Origin of the sequence: Actinomyces vulturis (genome assembly GCF_001687305.1) — a bacterium.
Classification (GTDB): Bacteria; Actinomycetota; Actinomycetes; order Actinomycetales; family Actinomycetaceae; genus Actinomyces; species Actinomyces vulturis.
Genome location: NZ_LZRK01000003.1, coordinates 197288 through 212640 on the forward strand (window position 1 = coordinate 197288; position 15353 = coordinate 212640).

Here is a 15353-nt window from a genome sequence, read left to right on the forward strand (position 1 = left end):
GTGACTAGGCTATTAAGCCTGCACTCCAGGACGCTGCGCCGTAAGGAAACGATCACGCCCCGTCAAGTCCGGATGAATCAAGCATTGGCAAAATCCTGCTGCGCGCGCAGCCTCACAAATGGCCACCCCTTGAGATGAGTCGTGTTCCATCACAAACACACCACCGGGCTTAAGCAAGTGGAAGACGTGAGCAATAAGCGCTCGAGGGAAATCCATACCATCATCCCCTCCCCCATACACAGCACTATCTGGATCACAAGTAGTCTCATAATCTTCAACTGCACCAGCTGGAACGTAGGGAGGATTAGATACGACTAGGTCAATCGTTCCCGCTTCCCATTGCTCACCACGCGGTCCCTGAACGACGCTCAGGTCAAGAACATCTCCATGGCAGATAGAAACACGCCGTGAAGCATCACCCAGTGTGGGAGCCGAGCAATTTTGCCGAGCCAATTCCACTGCTTGCGGGTTGATATCAACGCCAACAACCTCAACTCCGGGCACCTCACTGGCGATACTTCCAGCAATCGCACCCGACCCTGTACATAGGTCAAGGACACGTAAGGGGCGAGAGGAACATTCCTGCCCTACACCTGATGGCGTCACCTGACTACCATCAGACATCACGGCACTGCTCAACACCCTATCTCCAGTTCCCGCACATGTCCTTGTCTCAGGAGCTGCCCCAAAGGCCACGAGGTGGTCGATTGCCCATCCAGCAACAACTTCCGTCTCTGGGCGCACCACAAAGACTCCCGGGCGGCACTGGAGTTCCAGATAACGGAACCACATGAGTCCTAAAATGTGCTGAAGCGGGATGCGCTGACTCCTGCGCTCCACCATGTCGTCGAGAGCCTCAACATCATTGTCAGAAAGATTGCGTGCAAGGATAAGTGGGGAGCCAAGGACATGTTCCACCATAAGGCGAGCTTCTCCCTCGGCGTTCACAATGTCAGCTTGAACAAGCCGTGAAGTAATCACCCTCACCGCTTGACGCGGCAACATCGATGGAACAAGACGCTCATGTTCCACGCGATGAATCATGGTCAGTCCTGCCCCACAGCAGCCATACGTTCTGCTTCATCCATCACTATGGCAGACTCGATCACAGGACCAAGATCCCCATCAAGCACAGCAGAAAGGTTATAAGCCTTGTATCCCGTGCGGTGATCAGCAATACGGTTTTCAGGGAAGTTGTAGGTACGGATACGCTCGGAACGGTCCACGGTACGAACCTGACTACGACGGGCTGCGCTTGCTTCAGCCTCAGCCTGGGCGGCACGTTCTGCTAAGAGTCGCGCACGGAGCACACGCATAGCAGCTTCCTTGTTCTGCAACTGACTCTTTTCATTCTGCATCGACACCACAATGCCAGTGGGCTCGTGAGTAATACGGACTGCTGAGTCAGTAGTATTCACGCTCTGCCCACCAGGGCCAGAAGAACGGAACACATCGATACGCAGATCATTGGGATCAATTTCGATTTCACCCGGATCATCAACTTCAGGCATCACTAGGACACCTGCCGCAGAGGTATGAATACGTCCCTGACTTTCGGTGACGGGAACACGTTGAACACGGTGTACTCCACCTTCATATTTGAGGTGAGCCCACACACCTTCTTCAGGTGGTACCGCACTACGGTTTTTCACCGCGATACGAACATCTTTGTAGCCGCCAAGGTCAGACTCGGTAGCATCGAGCATTTCGGTAGCCCAGCCTTTGGATTCAGCATAACGCAAGTACATACGCACCAAGTCACCGGCGAAGAGGGCGGATTCTTCACCACCTTCACCAGCTTTGACCTCAATAATCACATCACGCGAATCATCTGGGTCACGGGGAACAAGGAGTTGGCGCAGGCGGTCTGCTGCGGCAGATTCCTCCGTCTCACGGGCAGGCAATTCCGCAGCGAAGTCAGGATCGTCAGCAAGGTCTCGCGTGTCAGCCAAATCTTGGGCAGCCTGTTGCCATGTGCGATACGCGGCCACCACAGGACCGAGTTCTGCGTAACGGCGGCCGAGCCTGCGCAGCACCACGGGGTCAGAAGCCATTTCGGAAGCCATTTGTTCTTCGATCTCAGCGTGCTCGTCAAGGAGGGGCTGTGCTGCTGAAAAGTCTTGGGACATGACTGACTCTCTGTAATGCGAAGGCTGGGGTGACATAATGATGGTGCTTTAGCCGTAGTGCGCGGGCACTGGCCAGATACGACACCGACGCCGACCTACACGATAGTGCAGATCGGCGTCGGGATAAGACAGTTACTTGGAGCGCTTGCCGTAGCGAGCCTCGAAGCGGGCCACACGACCACCGGTGTCCAGAATCTTCTGCTTGCCCGTGTAGAACGGGTGGCACTGAGAGCACACATCGGCACGAATTTCGCCGGAGGTGACGGTGGAACGAGTCTCGAACGTGTTACCACAGGTGCAGGTCACCTGAGTGGTCACGTATTCGGGGTGGATCCCCTGCTTCATAGGTTTCTCCTTAGCGTCAGAGGGCTCCGGGTCCATCACGGATTGTGACGGTGAACCGGCAACCAAAGAATTATCTTTCCATAGAGGCACACCTATCAACAAGGCGAGATCACGTGAGACGGGGCACGCCCCACAGACGGATTACCAAAGAATTCTGGCGACCTAGAAGGAGGATGAGGAACCAGAACCGGAGAAACTTCCACCAGATCCGCCTGAGAATCCACCCACGCGGCCACCTGAGCCACCCCAAGAAGAGGTATTCGAGCGCGACGGATCAGCAGTGGAACGCGCGGAGTGGTAACCACGATCCACAAGAACCACAGGACCATAGTAAGTGCGGTTGCCATAGTAACTGCGCGGGTAGGGTCCGCCTCCCCAGGAATAGCGCCGTCCCCATGAGGACTGGCTGACATCCAGGTTTCCTGCACGAGTGGTTGCAGCCCATACGGCGTCAGGGTTCCAGTACACACTTCCCTCGTGAGCGCGAATGGTGCTGGCGGGGTTGTAACTCATGGAGCGGTTACCCCAACGCCAATATCCCTTGTAGACCTGCTCCTTCTGCTGGGCAACTGAGATTGAACCGGTAAATACGCGGCGCTGGTATTCAGGCATGCGCTCCATAATCATTTCCATGACCCGAGCACCTTGCATACGAGTAGTCTGAGCAATGACATCGAGTTCGCTGAGTGCTTGTTCAGCATCGATGGCCTTTTCCCCTAGTTGTATGCCGAGGCTATCCACTTGCCCGAAAGCGTCAGCCACATACCTCTGGAACTCGGTGAAATTGACACCAGGGTAGCGGCGTTGGGAGTCCATCGCCATGTCAGACAATGCAGCCAATTCTTCACAGATGGGCCCGATTTCATTGAACCAGACCTGCTGCCAGGTGGGCCCATGGGAATACAAGATTTCAGCGTTCCTAATAACGTCATCCATGGCATCAACAGAGACCACCCGGTCATGGATGCGCTGTAAATCAGTGCTCACATTGGGGTTGAACAAGTGCAGCCCCTTGGGCTCGGAGAATCCTTGCATCACACTGGTGGCCGCGTAATAGTCCTGCTTGTACTGCTCATAGCGGGCGAGTACCTGGGTGGAATGGTCTTTGTCCTGAGGAAGCATCATGGCCGCGAGCGCGGTGGAGTCAAAGTCTTTGGTGATGTTGGTGTAAGAGCGTTTGAGTCCGTTGATAATGGACTTGTTTTTTGCCCGAACACGCCCCATTCCTCCAAGACCTACGAGTCCTGCGAGTGCGGCGATGCCACCGATGAACCATCCCCAGAATCCGGCAAAGAACGGGCGATCAATACGTCCTGCTGCTTCCTTGACTGCTTCAAGGGTGCCTTGCTGCCAGCGACCATCGCGGTAGTCGGGTTTTGCGGCGTCTTGGACGGCTGTTTCTCCCGAGGCGCCGATCATGACATCTTCACCGAAGTAGGAACCCACCTGACGCCCTTCAGGTGAGAAAGCGATGATGAGGACGTGGGGAGCGAAAACATTGGGATGGGCGGGGTCAATCCACCCTTCATCAGCGTAGGAGGTGCGGATCCGTTCAAGCATCTCGTCATTGAGGCTTTGCGGGGGAATGTCTCCCACACTCATCACTAGGACACGCATACCTGAGGTGTAGAAATCGACGTTGGAGATTTCTTCTTCAAGCCACCTGGTATCGAGTACGTTAGCCTCATCATGAATCACGACCTGTTCAGGTGCGTGTGATTGCGTGAATCCCAGTGCTAGTGACAGTGGAAGGAGAGAAAGTGACACGACAATCAGTACCAGCGTGATGACCACGCCGATGACACGGTAGTTGCGCTGTTGTCCCACAGTGGCAACATCCTGTGATGCTTTCACTAACCTGCGTCCGGTATATCCCATGAGCCTATTATGTCTGCTCCGCCACAGTGAAGGGGACTGACGCAGGGATGAATCAGCGGGGACCACTCCCCCTTCCGGATGATGACATACCGCTATCCCACGCTCACTGAGTATTCTCAGGGGGTGACGAGAGGCAAAGCGCCTTCCTCAAGGATTGTCTCAAGCATGGCCTCGGGCATGAGGTTTTCTCCCAGCAAATTAGGCTTTCCCGCACCATGATAGTCGGAGGCACCACTCATCATCAGGTCGTATCGCTGAGCGATCTCTGCGGCCTGTTCACGTTGTTCGGGGCCATGGTCACGGTGATCGACTTCAACACCGGCCAAGCCGACGTCTTTCATCTGGCCAAAGACTTCATCGGGAATGAGTTTCTTCTGGCGTTTTGATGCGCGCGGGTGGGCTACGACGGGAACGCCCCCTGCGGCGCGAACGAGTGCCACGGCGTCAACAGGATCGAGCGCCCAGTGACGCACGTAATAGGGCGAACCGTTGTGAAGAGGGCCAGCGAAGGCGGCGCTACGGTCGGGGAAGCAGCCTTTGGCCACGAGAGCATCGGCGATATGGGGGCGCCCGATGGTCACTGCTCCCCCTGCTTGCTGGACTACTTCCTCGTAGGTGATCGGGAAGTCAACGGCGAGAAGAGCGACCATTTCTTGGGCGCGAGTCACGCGAGTCTCGCGTGCTCGCAGGCATGCATCAGAAAGCGGCAGGTAGGCAGGATCATGAAGGTAACTGAGCAGGTGCATAGAGATGCCTTGCCAGGCGCAGGAGATCTCCATTCCACGCAGCAAACTCACGCCACTGGTGGCCACAGCACGTTCTGCTTCTTCCCATCCAGCAACAGTGTCATGGTCGGTCAGGCCAATGACGTCCAGGCCTGCATCGCGTGCCTTGCTTAGTAACTCGGTGGGCGTGTCTGTTCCGTCAGAAAAGGAACTGTGCGTATGGGGGTCGATGCGCATATGTGCAGTGTACGTTTCTTCACTACTGTGCTCCTTGCGTGGATGGTGCTGCATAAGTGTCCTTTCGTTGACAGCGATACATGTGTGTTGAGTGTTGTGTTCGTTCTGCGCTTGGTGACAGGTCTGGTCCAGGCAAACGTGGCACGATGGTGGTATGACGAATGAATCCGAAACCCAAGCCCCCCAGTCGATGGCCTCTCGCGGTTCCAACCGTTCGGCTCAGCCGTACTGCGCGAATTTCCGCGACTTCATTGGCGATGGGTGGGGTCCACGTCCCCAGGGTCCTACTGAGGCTCTCGATAGCGCCCCTTACGCTGCACTGCGCCGTGCTGCGATTGGCGCCTCCTTCCCCGGCGAACGCCTCGTCATTCCGGCTGGCCCGCTAAAGGTTCGCTCAAATGACTGCGACTACCTGTTCCGTCCTCATTCCGCGTTCGCTCATATGACCGGTACCGGTACGAACTTCGAGCCCGACGCCGTTCTGGTTCTTCACCCACTCACTGACGCTTCCAGCAAAGTTGCTCAAGGCGAGGCAACTCATGAAGCTGTTCTCTATTTCCGTCCTCGCGCTTCACGGTCGAGCGAGGAGTTTTACGCCAATGCACGTTACGGGGAATTGTGGGTGGGGGCCCGCCCGAGCCTGGAGGAAATCCAGACCCTCACCGGCATCACCTGCGCACACATCGATACTCTTCCTGATGCTCTGGCTAAGGATGCCGGTCCCGGCGGAGTGAATCTGCGTGTAGTTCTTGAGGCTGATGACGCAGTGACCTCTCTCGTAGACTCTACTCGTAGCCAGGCCGGCCTATCCTCCGGCAGTGAAGCTCAAGCCAGTGATGAAGCTCTAATGGAAGCACTGAGCGAACTGCGCTTGACCAAAGATCCGTGGGAAGTTCAGCAGATGCAGAACGCCGTGGACGCCACCCGAGCAGGTTTCGATGACCTGATCCGTTCCATTCCTCGCGCCCAGGGGCACTGGCGTGGCGAACGCGTTCTCGAAGGGGCTTTTGGCGCAAAAGCTCGCGAAGAAGGCAACGGCGTGGGCTATGAAACAATTGCTGCTGCTGGTAACCATGCCAATACGCTGCACTGGATTAATAACAACGGCCCTGTACGTTCTGGTGACCTGGTCCTGGTTGATGCAGGCGTTGAGGTGGATTCCCTCTACACCGCCGATATTACTCGCACTATCCCCGTCGATGGTCATTTTACTGAGCCCCAGGCTCGCGTGTACCAGGCTGTTCTTGATGCTTGCGAGGCTTCTCTGGCTGCAGCAAACAAACCGGGAGCAAAGTTTCGTGACCTTCATGCAGCAGCCATGGTGGTTCTCGCTGACCGCTTGGAAAAGTGGGGTTTACTTCCCGATGGTGTAAGCGCTGAGGAGACTCTCAAACCTGAGGGCCAGTTCCACCGCCGCTGGATGGTTCATGGCACCAGCCACCATCTGGGTATTGATGTCCATGACTGCGCTCAGGCACGTCGTGACATGTACATGGATGCTGAGTTGGAGCCGGGCATGTGCTTCACCATCGAGCCTGGCCTGTACTTCCGAGAAGATGACCTCAAGGTTCCCGAAGAGTTCCGCGGCATGGGTGTGCGCATTGAAGATGACTGCATCGTTCGTCCCGATGGTTCCGTGGAGCGTCTGAGCGAATCCATTCCTCGTACCATCGACGACGTCGAGGCATGGATTACCAGCCTTATTCAGTCGGACAACTGAGCGTCATTGACTTATGACAGTTGACGTTTCATCACCACTGAATCTTGGCGATGACCTTCCTTGTCGTCACAGAAATAAGCGGAGATGAGATAACTTCAGGGGGCTGCACCATTGGGTGCAGCCCCCTTCACGTTGAAACAACCGAGCGCTAGATTACGAACTAATTGTTGTCCTGATCGTCGTTAGTGTCTTCGTCTTCTGTCATTTCACGAATCTCATCGAGCAGGTCGCGCAGTTCGCCGCGAACAAAGTCACGGGTGGCCACTTCGTTCATAGCGAGGCGCAGTGAAGCGATTTCTCGGGTGAGAAATTCAGTATCCGCAAGGTTGCGCTCTGCTCGCTGACGGTCCTGTTCAGCGGTCACGCGGTCACGATCATCTTGGCGGTTTTGTGCAAGAAGAATAAGGGGTGCTGAGTAGGAGGCCTGTGTGGAGAATGCGAGGTTGAGGAGAATGAATGGGTAGGGGTCCCAGGCGTAGTGCTTTGCGTAGGCCACGAGGATGACGTTGGCGCTGATCCATGCCACCACGAAGATCGTCATGTAAAGGATGAACTTCGGTGAGCCCATGAATCGGGCGGTGGCTTCAGCGAAGCGTCCAAAACTTTCACTGTCACCGCCATTGAAGCGTAAGCGGCGACTGGATTCTAGGGGCGTATCGAGGGACTCAGCCATTTGCGCTCCTCTCAATGGTTTCGTCAGTGATGGCTTCATCGGCTTCACGCCAGTCATCAGGCATCAGGTGGTCAAGAACATCGTCGACGCTCACGGCGCCAAGCAGCCGGTGGGCCTCATCGATAACTGGCAGTGCCGTGAGGTTATAGGTAGCAAGGAGGCGCGTGACGGTACCGATTGAGTCATCGGGGCCTACGGTTTCAATGTCTCGATCAACGATTGAGCCGACCAGCGTCTGAGGAGGTTCACGAAGTGCACGTTGCAAGTGAACCACGCCAATGAATCGTCCTGTGGGACTCTCCAGTGGGGGGCGGGTCACGAAGGCGATAGCCGCGAGGGCTGGGGTCACTTCTGCCTTGCGTGATTGGGCCAGGAGTGTGGCCACAGTTGCTTCAGGGGGAAGGATCATGGGCTCAGTGGTCATGAGGCCGCCGGCGGTGTATTCGTCATAAGCCATGAGGCGACGCACGTCTTCTGCTTCTTCGGGCTCCATCAAGGCAAGTAACTCGGTGGCTTTAGAGTCTGGCAGTTCGGACATGAGGTCTGCGGCATCGTCTGGCTGCATCACGTCAAGAACATCGGCTGCACGCGAAGAGTCCAGAGCGGAGAGAATGGAGACAGAATCATCGTCACCGAGTTCTTCGAGTGCGTCTGCGAGGCGTTCATCGCTGAGTTCAGCAGCGACAGCCATGCGACGAGCATCAGGCAGGTTGTGAAGCACATCAGCCAGGTCGGCGGGCTTAAGATCTTCCATCGTGGCAAGCAGTGCGGTTGCCCCCTGCTGTTCGGGCGTGCCACCAAGGCTCACCACATCTTCAGGAGTAACCATGAAGGTCTCTCCCTTGCGCAAACCTAAAGGTCCGGAAGAGGAACGCTGGACAAACAAGCGGGTAACCTTCCAGTCCTGACCGCGGTCCTTTTCAATACCCACGTCACGAATGGTGACTTTGCCACTTCCATCTTTCATTTCCACAACGCGATCAAGCATTTCCCCCACGACGAGGGTTTCCACGTGACGCTGGGTGAATCGGCGAATATTGAGTAGTCCGGTGGTAATGACGGCACCAGGCGCGATGGAGGTGACGCGTGAGAGTGGAAGGAAAACACGGCGCCGCCCTGGAACTTCGACCACTACCCCCACTGCGCGGGGTGCGTCACGCAACTGAAGAAGGAGCACGACGTCTGCAACCTTGCCGACTGCGTCACCAAGGGGATCGAATACAGTTGTTCCTGCCAGTCGCGCAACAAAGACGCGGGTGCTGGGGCGATTCCTAGTGTTCTCCACTCCTTAAGACTACGTGGCTAACGCGTTGCAATGCCACGTTAGGCTTTGCGAGAAAACAAGACAGGTCTCTCTTACGCCCCCCCGAAGATGACGGCATTGCGCTAGTGGCGGTATTACTCACGGAATACGTCACCGCGGCGTCAAGCATGGGATTATTGCTCTATGACACCTGCACCAACCCCCAACACGGCACCCTCAATTCTTCTTCGAGCCACCCAAGGTCATGAAGTGGCATCCTTTTCCACTTACGCTCAGGCTCAAGAGGCAGTCGATATGCTGGCTGATTCCGGTTTTCCTGTGCAGGCCCTGACAATCGTGGGGACGGATCTACGCCAGGTCGAGCACATCACAGGGCGCATGACATGGCCACGTGTTCTTCTTTCTGGCGCAATCAATGGCCTGTGGTTGGGTGTGCTACTCACTGCAGTCTTTTACTTAACCAGCAGCGATTCAATGAACAGTTTCACTATCGTCGGATGCCTAGCTTTAGGTGTGTTATGGGGGGCCACGTTCCAGGGAATTTCGTATGCCATGCGCCGTGGTCGCCGTGACTTCACATCTGTTTCCCAGGTAATCGCTGCCCGTTACGCCATCATGGCTTCCGATCAGGCTTATGAAGCTGCTAAGGCTCTAGCTCACCAGCAAGGTAACCTCACCCCCGGCGGGCAGTTCGGTTCTCGACGCCGCACCGAACGCAGCGAGGATCCGTCAGTTCCCAGCACATTTGGCTCTCGTCCCAACGAGAAGCCTCGCTTTGGGGTGCGTCTAAGTCCTGAGGAACGCGAGCAAATGCTCAACACTTCCATTTCCTCTCCTATGCAACCCACTCATGGTGAGCAGCAAGGACCCTCGGAGGATACTAACCACTCATGATTGATCAGCCCCGAAGTACTCATGAGGTCCGTGTGGGGTTATCGACCTCATCGATGTATCCCGAGGGGGCGGAGGCCTCGTTCGAGGTTGCTTCCTCCCTGGGCTATGACGGCATGGAAATCATGGTGTGGAGTGACCGCAATACGCAGAATGCCTCCACACTGCGTACGCTTATGGACCGTTATTCCATCCCTATCCTTGCTATCCATGCACCGACCTTGCTGCTGACGCGCTCAGTGTTCGGCGCATCACCGTGGGGCAAAATTGATCGCTCAATTGAACTGGCTCAAGCAGTGGGGGCCTCAACTGTAGTCATTCATCCACCGTTCTTCTGGCAGACCCGCTACGCGCGACAGTTTGTCTCCGGTATTGCCGAGCGCGAGCAGCGCACGGAGGTACGTCTAGCCGTGGAGAATATGTTTACCTGGCGTACCCGCACTGCTCATTCCACGCGTGACTTCCAGGCCTATTCCCCCACGTGGGATCCGATCGGTCAGGGTTATCGCTCAGTGACTCTCGATGTGTCCCATGCAGCCACATCGGGTTGTGACAGTTTGGCAATGGCTCGTTCCTTGGGGCCTACGCTGCGCCATGTGCATATGACTGATGGCGTGGCCGGCCCGAAGGATGATCACCTTCTTCCTGGACAAGGCTCTCAGCATCCTGAACGTTTGCTGCAGTTCTTGGCCTCCACCGGCTTTGACGGCGACGTGGTGATTGAGGTGGGCACGCGGTCCCTATCCAAAGATAAGCGTCGTGAAGCTCTCGCTGATTGCTTGGCTTTCTGCCGCAAGCACCTAGGCCACGATGCTCCTCAATGATTAAACTCACGCAGTGCAACGACGTTCATAGAAGTACTACTCGCATAAAAACACTCACGGAGTTGACTTGACTTAGTGATTGCAGGAACTAACGTGCTATGCAGGTGGGATAGCGTTTTCAGAACTCGCCTCATTCAACCCTAATGAATCCCTCACCCCAGTCATTATTTTCTATGCTTCACCAGTGCGTACAGACTAGAAAGAATTAAGCGCCTCAACCACGCCAGCAGCGTAGAGTTCACCGCCTTCAGGGCCGGGGTGAATCTCATCATCAGCGAGAAACTCCAGGTGGGACACAATAACGTTGTCCCATGATGCCACGCGAACTTGCTGCGGGTACTCCGTGGCAAAGTCACGGATCGTCTGGTCGGCTGGAGGAACCCAGGTAGCGTAATCGGGTGCATATCCGGTGACCAGAACAAGTCGGCGATCCTTACCGAGGTAGTTGAGAATCTCGTTGAGTTGTTCACGGTCCACGGTGCCGTTCGTTGCCAGAGCAATCACCACGTAAGGCCGAGCGCCATAGGCGGCATCGAGCCCTTTGAGGACATCCATGGCGGCAAGCATTGAACGGGAGACGGCAGCATCAATGGCAACCCCGGGGAGTTTTTCAGTCAATGCGCCAGCGGATGCCAAGGTCACCGAATCACCCACGATAGAGACTTCATCCCCTTGAACGGGATCGGGGGAAGGAATCGAACTCGCTGGGGTAGGCGCTGGTACTGCTGGCGGCGCTGTACTGGTTTCAGGGGTGGATGCTTCGGCAGAAGCCACTGCCTGAGCACCCGATTCTATAAGTTCTTCAACGCTGGTGCGTTCAGGTTGCGCAGCAAGACCGGCGCCAGCCACACACACTACTGCGGTCGCGCCCGCAGCCAAGGCTGCCATGGTTTGGTGACTTGAAAGCGTGCGCCACCTGCGGAGAGTAGGCACGAAGCCGTCTTTCCTCATTGGAACTTCAACAAACCTGTAGGACAGATCAGCAATGAGCACGCTCAAAAGAATCAGTAATGCTGCCCACCAGGGGCCACTGACTCCCTTAAAGACGCTAAATGCCAAGACCCACAAGGGCCAATGCCACAAGTAAATGCCGTAAGAACGTGCGCCTAACCAGGTCAACACAGGATGGTCAAGAACATGAATTAATGCCCGTCCGGGTCCGCGACGCGCAGCAATCGATGGAATCAATGCCTGTACCACAGCTGCTGCACACAAGGACCCCGTTGCCAGTCCCCACGGAACCATCCCTGGGTCCAAAGCATTGATGTTCAGTGCACACATCACAATGCCTGCTAAGCCAGCCCAACCGATGATTCCGCGACCCATCACGAGCGCGTGGTCCACTCTCATCAGTGCGAGGGGAGTTGTGGCATCAGCATCGTGACGATGATGGCAGGAGGCAACAGCACGGGCGAGCCAGTTCGTGGGCCTGCGAGCAGCATCCAAAGCCCATCCATCAGCCAGAGCCAACGCCGAACCAATCATGAGGCCGTAAGCGTGCGTATCCGTTCCCATATATACGCGGGAAGGATCTGTTCCACCTTGAGTCAAATACCAGGCCCACCCAACTGAGAAAACTGCAAGCACAGCCGTCATACCAGCAGCCATGAAACGAGAGCAGCGAGTCAGGCGCCTACCAAGAAGTAGCACGATCACCGGGGGCCAGAAAATATAAAACTGTTCCTCAACTGCCAGCGACCACATGTTGGTCAACAATGCCGGACGAGTGTGATCAAAGTAAGAGGAGCCGTGGGCAATTTCTACCCAGTTATAGGAAAAAGTCAGCGCTCCTAGAACTTGGCGGCGAATCCCCACCAAGATATCTCCCCCAGCCATAGCAGCCAACGCGGTGACTGTCATGACCATAAGGGTCACCGCGGGAACCAACCGTCGTAAACGCCTGAGCCAGAAGCGAGCGATATCAATACGGCCGGTGCGGCGTCGTTCAGTAAGAAGAAGGGAGGTGATGAGGAAGCCGGAAATCACAAAGAAGACATCAACACCAACCACACCGCCAGGAACCAGACGAGGAAGAAGATGGTAGCCCAGGACCACCCCAACAGCGATAGTTCGCAATCCGTCAAGACCGCGCATGCGCACAGAGTGTGGACGTGCGGTGGGCATACAACTCCTTCAACTTAGTATTTCTGACAACAATCACACTAGGGCGTGTACTCAAGACATTCTCAACGGCGACTTCCTGGGGTAGATAAGTCGTTCACATGCGCCAACGGCATAACGTCACGGACGTGGGAATCCTGGGACCGAGACACTGGCCCATCATAGTGCGAAGAAAAGGCAGGAATGGGGACGCAAGCACAACAGACGTAGACTATGGCCATGAGTTATCCCACCGAAGAAGCAGTCCGCGAAGCCTTGACCGGCGTCATCGACCCTGAAATCCGGCGTCCCATCACCGAACTTGGCATGGTACGCAGCGTGGATATCACTGACGACGGCGTGGTCACGGTAGGCGTTGATCTTACTGTTGCGGGATGCCCTCTGAAAGACACCATCACCAAGGACACGATTGCCGCAGTCAGCAAGGTTGAGGGAGTCACCGACGTTCATGTTGAACTCGGCGTGATGACCGACGAGCAGAAGGCTCAGCTCCGCGCCACCCTGCGCGGCGGAGCAGCCGAACCCACTATCCAATTCACCAAGCCCGGTAACCTCACCCGTATCTACGCAATCACCAGCGGTAAAGGCGGCGTGGGTAAATCTTCCGTTACCGCGAACCTTGCCGCCGCAATGGCTGCTCAGGGATTAAGTGTTGGCGTGGTTGATGCTGATATCTACGGTTTCTCTATCCCTCGCATGATGGGCGTGGACACTACCCCCACACAGGTGGACGGCATGATCGTTCCTCCGGTTGCTCATGGGGTCAAGGTCATGAGCATCGGCATGTTCGTTGATGAAGGACAGCCTGTGGTGTGGCGTGGCCCTATGCTTCATCGTGCCGTCCAGCAATTCCTATCCGACGTTTACTGGGGAGACCTTGATGTACTCCTCCTCGATCTTCCTCCTGGCACCGGTGACGTGACTATCTCGGTGGCCCAGTTGCTGCCCAATGCTGAGATCATCGTGGTCACTACCCCGCAGTTGGCTGCCGCTGAGGTTGCTGAACGCACCGGTCTTATTGCTTCGCAGACGCACCAGCGTGTTGTTGGGGTTATTGAGAATATGTCCTATATGCCGATACCTGATGGTTCCCGCGTGGAAATCTTCGGTTCCGGTGGCGGTCAGGCGGTCTCTGACTCTTTGACGCAAGCACTGGGATACGAGGTTCCTCTGCTCACCCAGTTGCCGCTCGATATTGCTGTGCGTGAAGGCAGCGACGTGGGTCGCCCCGCCACCATCGGCGGCGCTCCGGCGGCACAGAACACTCCTGAGACAGATGACGATCAGTTCGTGAACCCGAAGGTTCCTCACAACGCTGACCCTGTTAAGGGCTCCCCTGCTGCGGAGGCATTGGTCGAGGTCGCTCAGCGTCTAACCAAGCGCGCCCGTGGCCTAGCTGGTCGCCCGCTTGGAGTGACTCCCCAATAAATTGCAGGCATTCCACTGATGGGAGCGTTTATTGGTGGCCATCAATAACCAGCACTAGCCGTTAGAACAGGCCATTTTTCGCTATTGGCCATTGAAGCTCCTCAAACCTACGCCACCACACTAAAACTCGGGGCGCCTCATCCCGTTCATCGCGGTTTGAGGTGCCCCGATATTGTCATAACGATTGCTAGTAACTAACTGTTTCTCGCCCGTGGTCTCTGTTCAGTCTGTTATCACTAATCGATGAAGAATGAGTTGTCTCTTCATGACTAGCACTAATTAAGGAGCACACGAGTAACAGACGATAAGGTGGTTACTCAGGCACCGGTCTTGACACAAACAAGCAGTCCGTCGCCAGTGGGTAGGAGGGTGGTCTGCACATCTTCACGGGCGCGCAGATCCTTGCCCAGTTCACGCATAGCGACAGTCACTTCATCACGCTTGGCCGGGTCAGCAACATTGCCGTTGTACAAAGCGCGAGTAATCACTAGAACACCGCCATGACGGAGCATGCGGATGGCGTGCTCAATCATGTCTGCGGTGTCACGCGGTTCGGCGTCAAGGACCACCATGTCGTAAGAGCGTGCTGCCATACGGGGCATAACGTCCAGAGCACGGCCACCGATGATACGAGTACGAGAGGACGGGTATCCGGCAGCGGCGAAAGTCTTACGGGCTTCGCGCTGGAACTCAGGTTCCACGTCAATAGTGGTGAGTACGCCGTCATCCCCCATGCCTGCCAGTAGCCAGAGTCCGGAAACTCCTGCCCCTGTGCCGACCTCAGCAATAGCTTTGGCTCCGGTTGCGGCGGCAAGCATGCGCAGAACTGCTCCTTCACCAGCGGAAACCGCAGTGGCGCCGATTTCGCTGGCATGCACCCGTGCGGCAGACGTCATGTCATCCTGAGCTGCTACTTCTTCAGTAAAACTCCAGGTGAGGTTTTTATCTGCACTCACATTGATTCCTCTCATGTGGTCTGTGGGCACTATTGTGCCAGGTTCTACCGTTATTGCTGATCAGACGCGTCACTATAGTTCTCATCAGGTTCCTTATTCGCCATCACGCCGTTGCCAGGCACCTTAGTCCCTTCTCTTTCCTTCCCGTCACGCGATGGTCCT

General features: G+C 56.0%; 13 protein-coding genes. 4 read left to right on the plus strand and 9 right to left on the minus strand.

Translation table 11 applies throughout. The features are described from left to right. Positions 1-12: 12 nt before the first annotated feature. The 5 genes from A9753_RS05620 to A9753_RS05640 all read right to left on the minus strand — a co-directional run bounded on the left by A9753_RS05620 (position 13) and on the right by A9753_RS05640 (position 5314). Positions 13-1044 carry a N5-glutamine methyltransferase family protein gene (locus tag A9753_RS05620; RefSeq protein WP_245637380.1) on the minus strand — a complete coding sequence of 344 codons (1032 nt, stop codon included), beginning with the start codon at positions 1042-1044 and terminating at the stop codon, positions 13-15. Positions 1045-1046: 2 nt separating this feature from the next. Further along, positions 1047-2129, minus strand: coding sequence for a peptide chain release factor 1 (gene prfA, locus A9753_RS05625; protein ID WP_067781605.1), 1083 nt, complete (start codon positions 2127-2129; stop codon positions 1047-1049). Positions 2130-2261: 132 nt separating this feature from the next. Then, positions 2262-2474 carry a 50S ribosomal protein L31 gene (gene rpmE, locus A9753_RS05630; RefSeq protein ID WP_067781608.1) on the minus strand — a complete coding sequence of 71 codons (213 nt, stop codon included), beginning with the start codon at positions 2472-2474 and terminating at the stop codon, positions 2262-2264. A gap of 162 nt (positions 2475-2636) precedes the next feature. Continuing rightward, on the minus strand, positions 2637-4328 hold the full coding sequence (locus A9753_RS05635; protein WP_067781611.1) for a DUF5129 domain-containing protein: 1692 nt from the start codon (positions 4326-4328) through the stop codon (positions 2637-2639). 140 nt (positions 4329-4468) lie between these two features. Beyond that, positions 4469-5314 (minus strand): PHP domain-containing protein, encoded by an 846-nt coding sequence (locus tag A9753_RS05640; RefSeq protein ID WP_067781614.1) that lies wholly within the window; start codon positions 5312-5314, stop codon positions 4469-4471. A 154-nt stretch (positions 5315-5468) separates the two neighbouring features. Here A9753_RS05640 and A9753_RS05645 point away from each other — a divergent pair, with 154 nt between their 5' ends. Then, positions 5469-7034: an aminopeptidase P family protein gene (locus A9753_RS05645; RefSeq protein ID WP_067781617.1), complete on the plus strand. Its 1566-nt coding sequence runs from the start codon at positions 5469-5471 to the stop codon at positions 7032-7034. Positions 7035-7194: 160 nt separating this feature from the next. On the opposite strand, the gene A9753_RS05650 is transcribed toward A9753_RS05645, so the two are convergent. After that, positions 7195-7707 carry a DUF1003 domain-containing protein gene (locus A9753_RS05650; protein ID WP_067781620.1) on the minus strand — a complete coding sequence of 171 codons (513 nt, stop codon included), beginning with the start codon at positions 7705-7707 and terminating at the stop codon, positions 7195-7197. After that, entirely contained in the window at positions 7700-8992 is a 1293-nt protein-coding gene (locus tag A9753_RS05655) for a magnesium transporter MgtE N-terminal domain-containing protein (protein ID WP_067781624.1), read from the minus strand. The genes A9753_RS05650 and A9753_RS05655 overlap by 8 nt, the downstream gene beginning before the upstream one ends. A gap of 162 nt (positions 8993-9154) precedes the next feature. Between A9753_RS05655 and A9753_RS05660 the strand changes: the two genes are divergently transcribed. After that, positions 9155-9865, plus strand: a complete 711-nt coding sequence (locus A9753_RS05660; RefSeq protein WP_067781627.1) for a YflT domain-containing protein — start codon at positions 9155-9157, stop codon at positions 9863-9865. Continuing rightward, positions 9862-10686, plus strand: coding sequence for a sugar phosphate isomerase/epimerase family protein (locus tag A9753_RS05665; protein ID WP_067781630.1), 825 nt, complete (start codon positions 9862-9864; stop codon positions 10684-10686). The genes A9753_RS05660 and A9753_RS05665 overlap by 4 nt, the downstream gene beginning before the upstream one ends. 195 nt (positions 10687-10881) lie before the next feature. Here A9753_RS05665 and A9753_RS05670 read toward each other — a convergent pair whose 3' ends face one another. Then, positions 10882-12810, minus strand: a complete 1929-nt coding sequence (locus tag A9753_RS05670; RefSeq protein ID WP_067781634.1) for an acyltransferase family protein — start codon at positions 12808-12810, stop codon at positions 10882-10884. A gap of 216 nt (positions 12811-13026) precedes the next feature. Between A9753_RS05670 and A9753_RS05675 the strand changes: the two genes are divergently transcribed. Further along, complete coding sequence (locus A9753_RS05675) at positions 13027-14235, plus strand: P-loop NTPase (RefSeq protein ID WP_067782292.1); 1209 nt, start codon at positions 13027-13029, stop codon at positions 14233-14235. Between the two features lie 317 nt (positions 14236-14552). Here A9753_RS05675 and A9753_RS05680 read toward each other — a convergent pair whose 3' ends face one another. Continuing rightward, complete coding sequence (locus tag A9753_RS05680; RefSeq protein ID WP_067781637.1) at positions 14553-15191, minus strand: O-methyltransferase; 639 nt, start codon at positions 15189-15191, stop codon at positions 14553-14555. Between the last annotated feature and the right edge of the window lie 162 nt (positions 15192-15353).

Bases quoted from the DNA above. Each gene is read 5' to 3' on its own strand.
- A9753_RS05620 (WP_245637380.1), bottom strand. From the start codon at position 1,044: ATGATTCATCGCGTGGAACATGAGCGTCTTGTTCCATCGATGTTGCCG.
- prfA (WP_067781605.1), bottom strand. From the start codon at position 2,129: ATGTCCCAAGACTTTTCAGCAGCACAGCCCCTCCTTGACGAGCACGCT.
- rpmE (WP_067781608.1), bottom strand. From the start codon at position 2,474: ATGAAGCAGGGGATCCACCCCGAATACGTGACCACTCAGGTGACCTGC.
- A9753_RS05640 (WP_067781614.1), bottom strand. From the start codon at position 5,314: ATGCGCATCGACCCCCATACGCACAGTTCCTTTTCTGACGGAACAGAC.
- A9753_RS05645 (WP_067781617.1), top strand. From the start codon at position 5,469: ATGACGAATGAATCCGAAACCCAAGCCCCCCAGTCGATGGCCTCTCGC.
- A9753_RS05650 (WP_067781620.1), bottom strand. From the start codon at position 7,707: ATGGCTGAGTCCCTCGATACGCCCCTAGAATCCAGTCGCCGCTTACGC.
- A9753_RS05660 (WP_067781627.1), top strand. From the start codon at position 9,155: ATGACACCTGCACCAACCCCCAACACGGCACCCTCAATTCTTCTTCGA.
- A9753_RS05665 (WP_067781630.1), top strand. From the start codon at position 9,862: ATGATTGATCAGCCCCGAAGTACTCATGAGGTCCGTGTGGGGTTATCG.
- A9753_RS05670 (WP_067781634.1), bottom strand. From the start codon at position 12,810: ATGCCCACCGCACGTCCACACTCTGTGCGCATGCGCGGTCTTGACGGA.
- A9753_RS05675 (WP_067782292.1), top strand. From the start codon at position 13,027: ATGAGTTATCCCACCGAAGAAGCAGTCCGCGAAGCCTTGACCGGCGTC.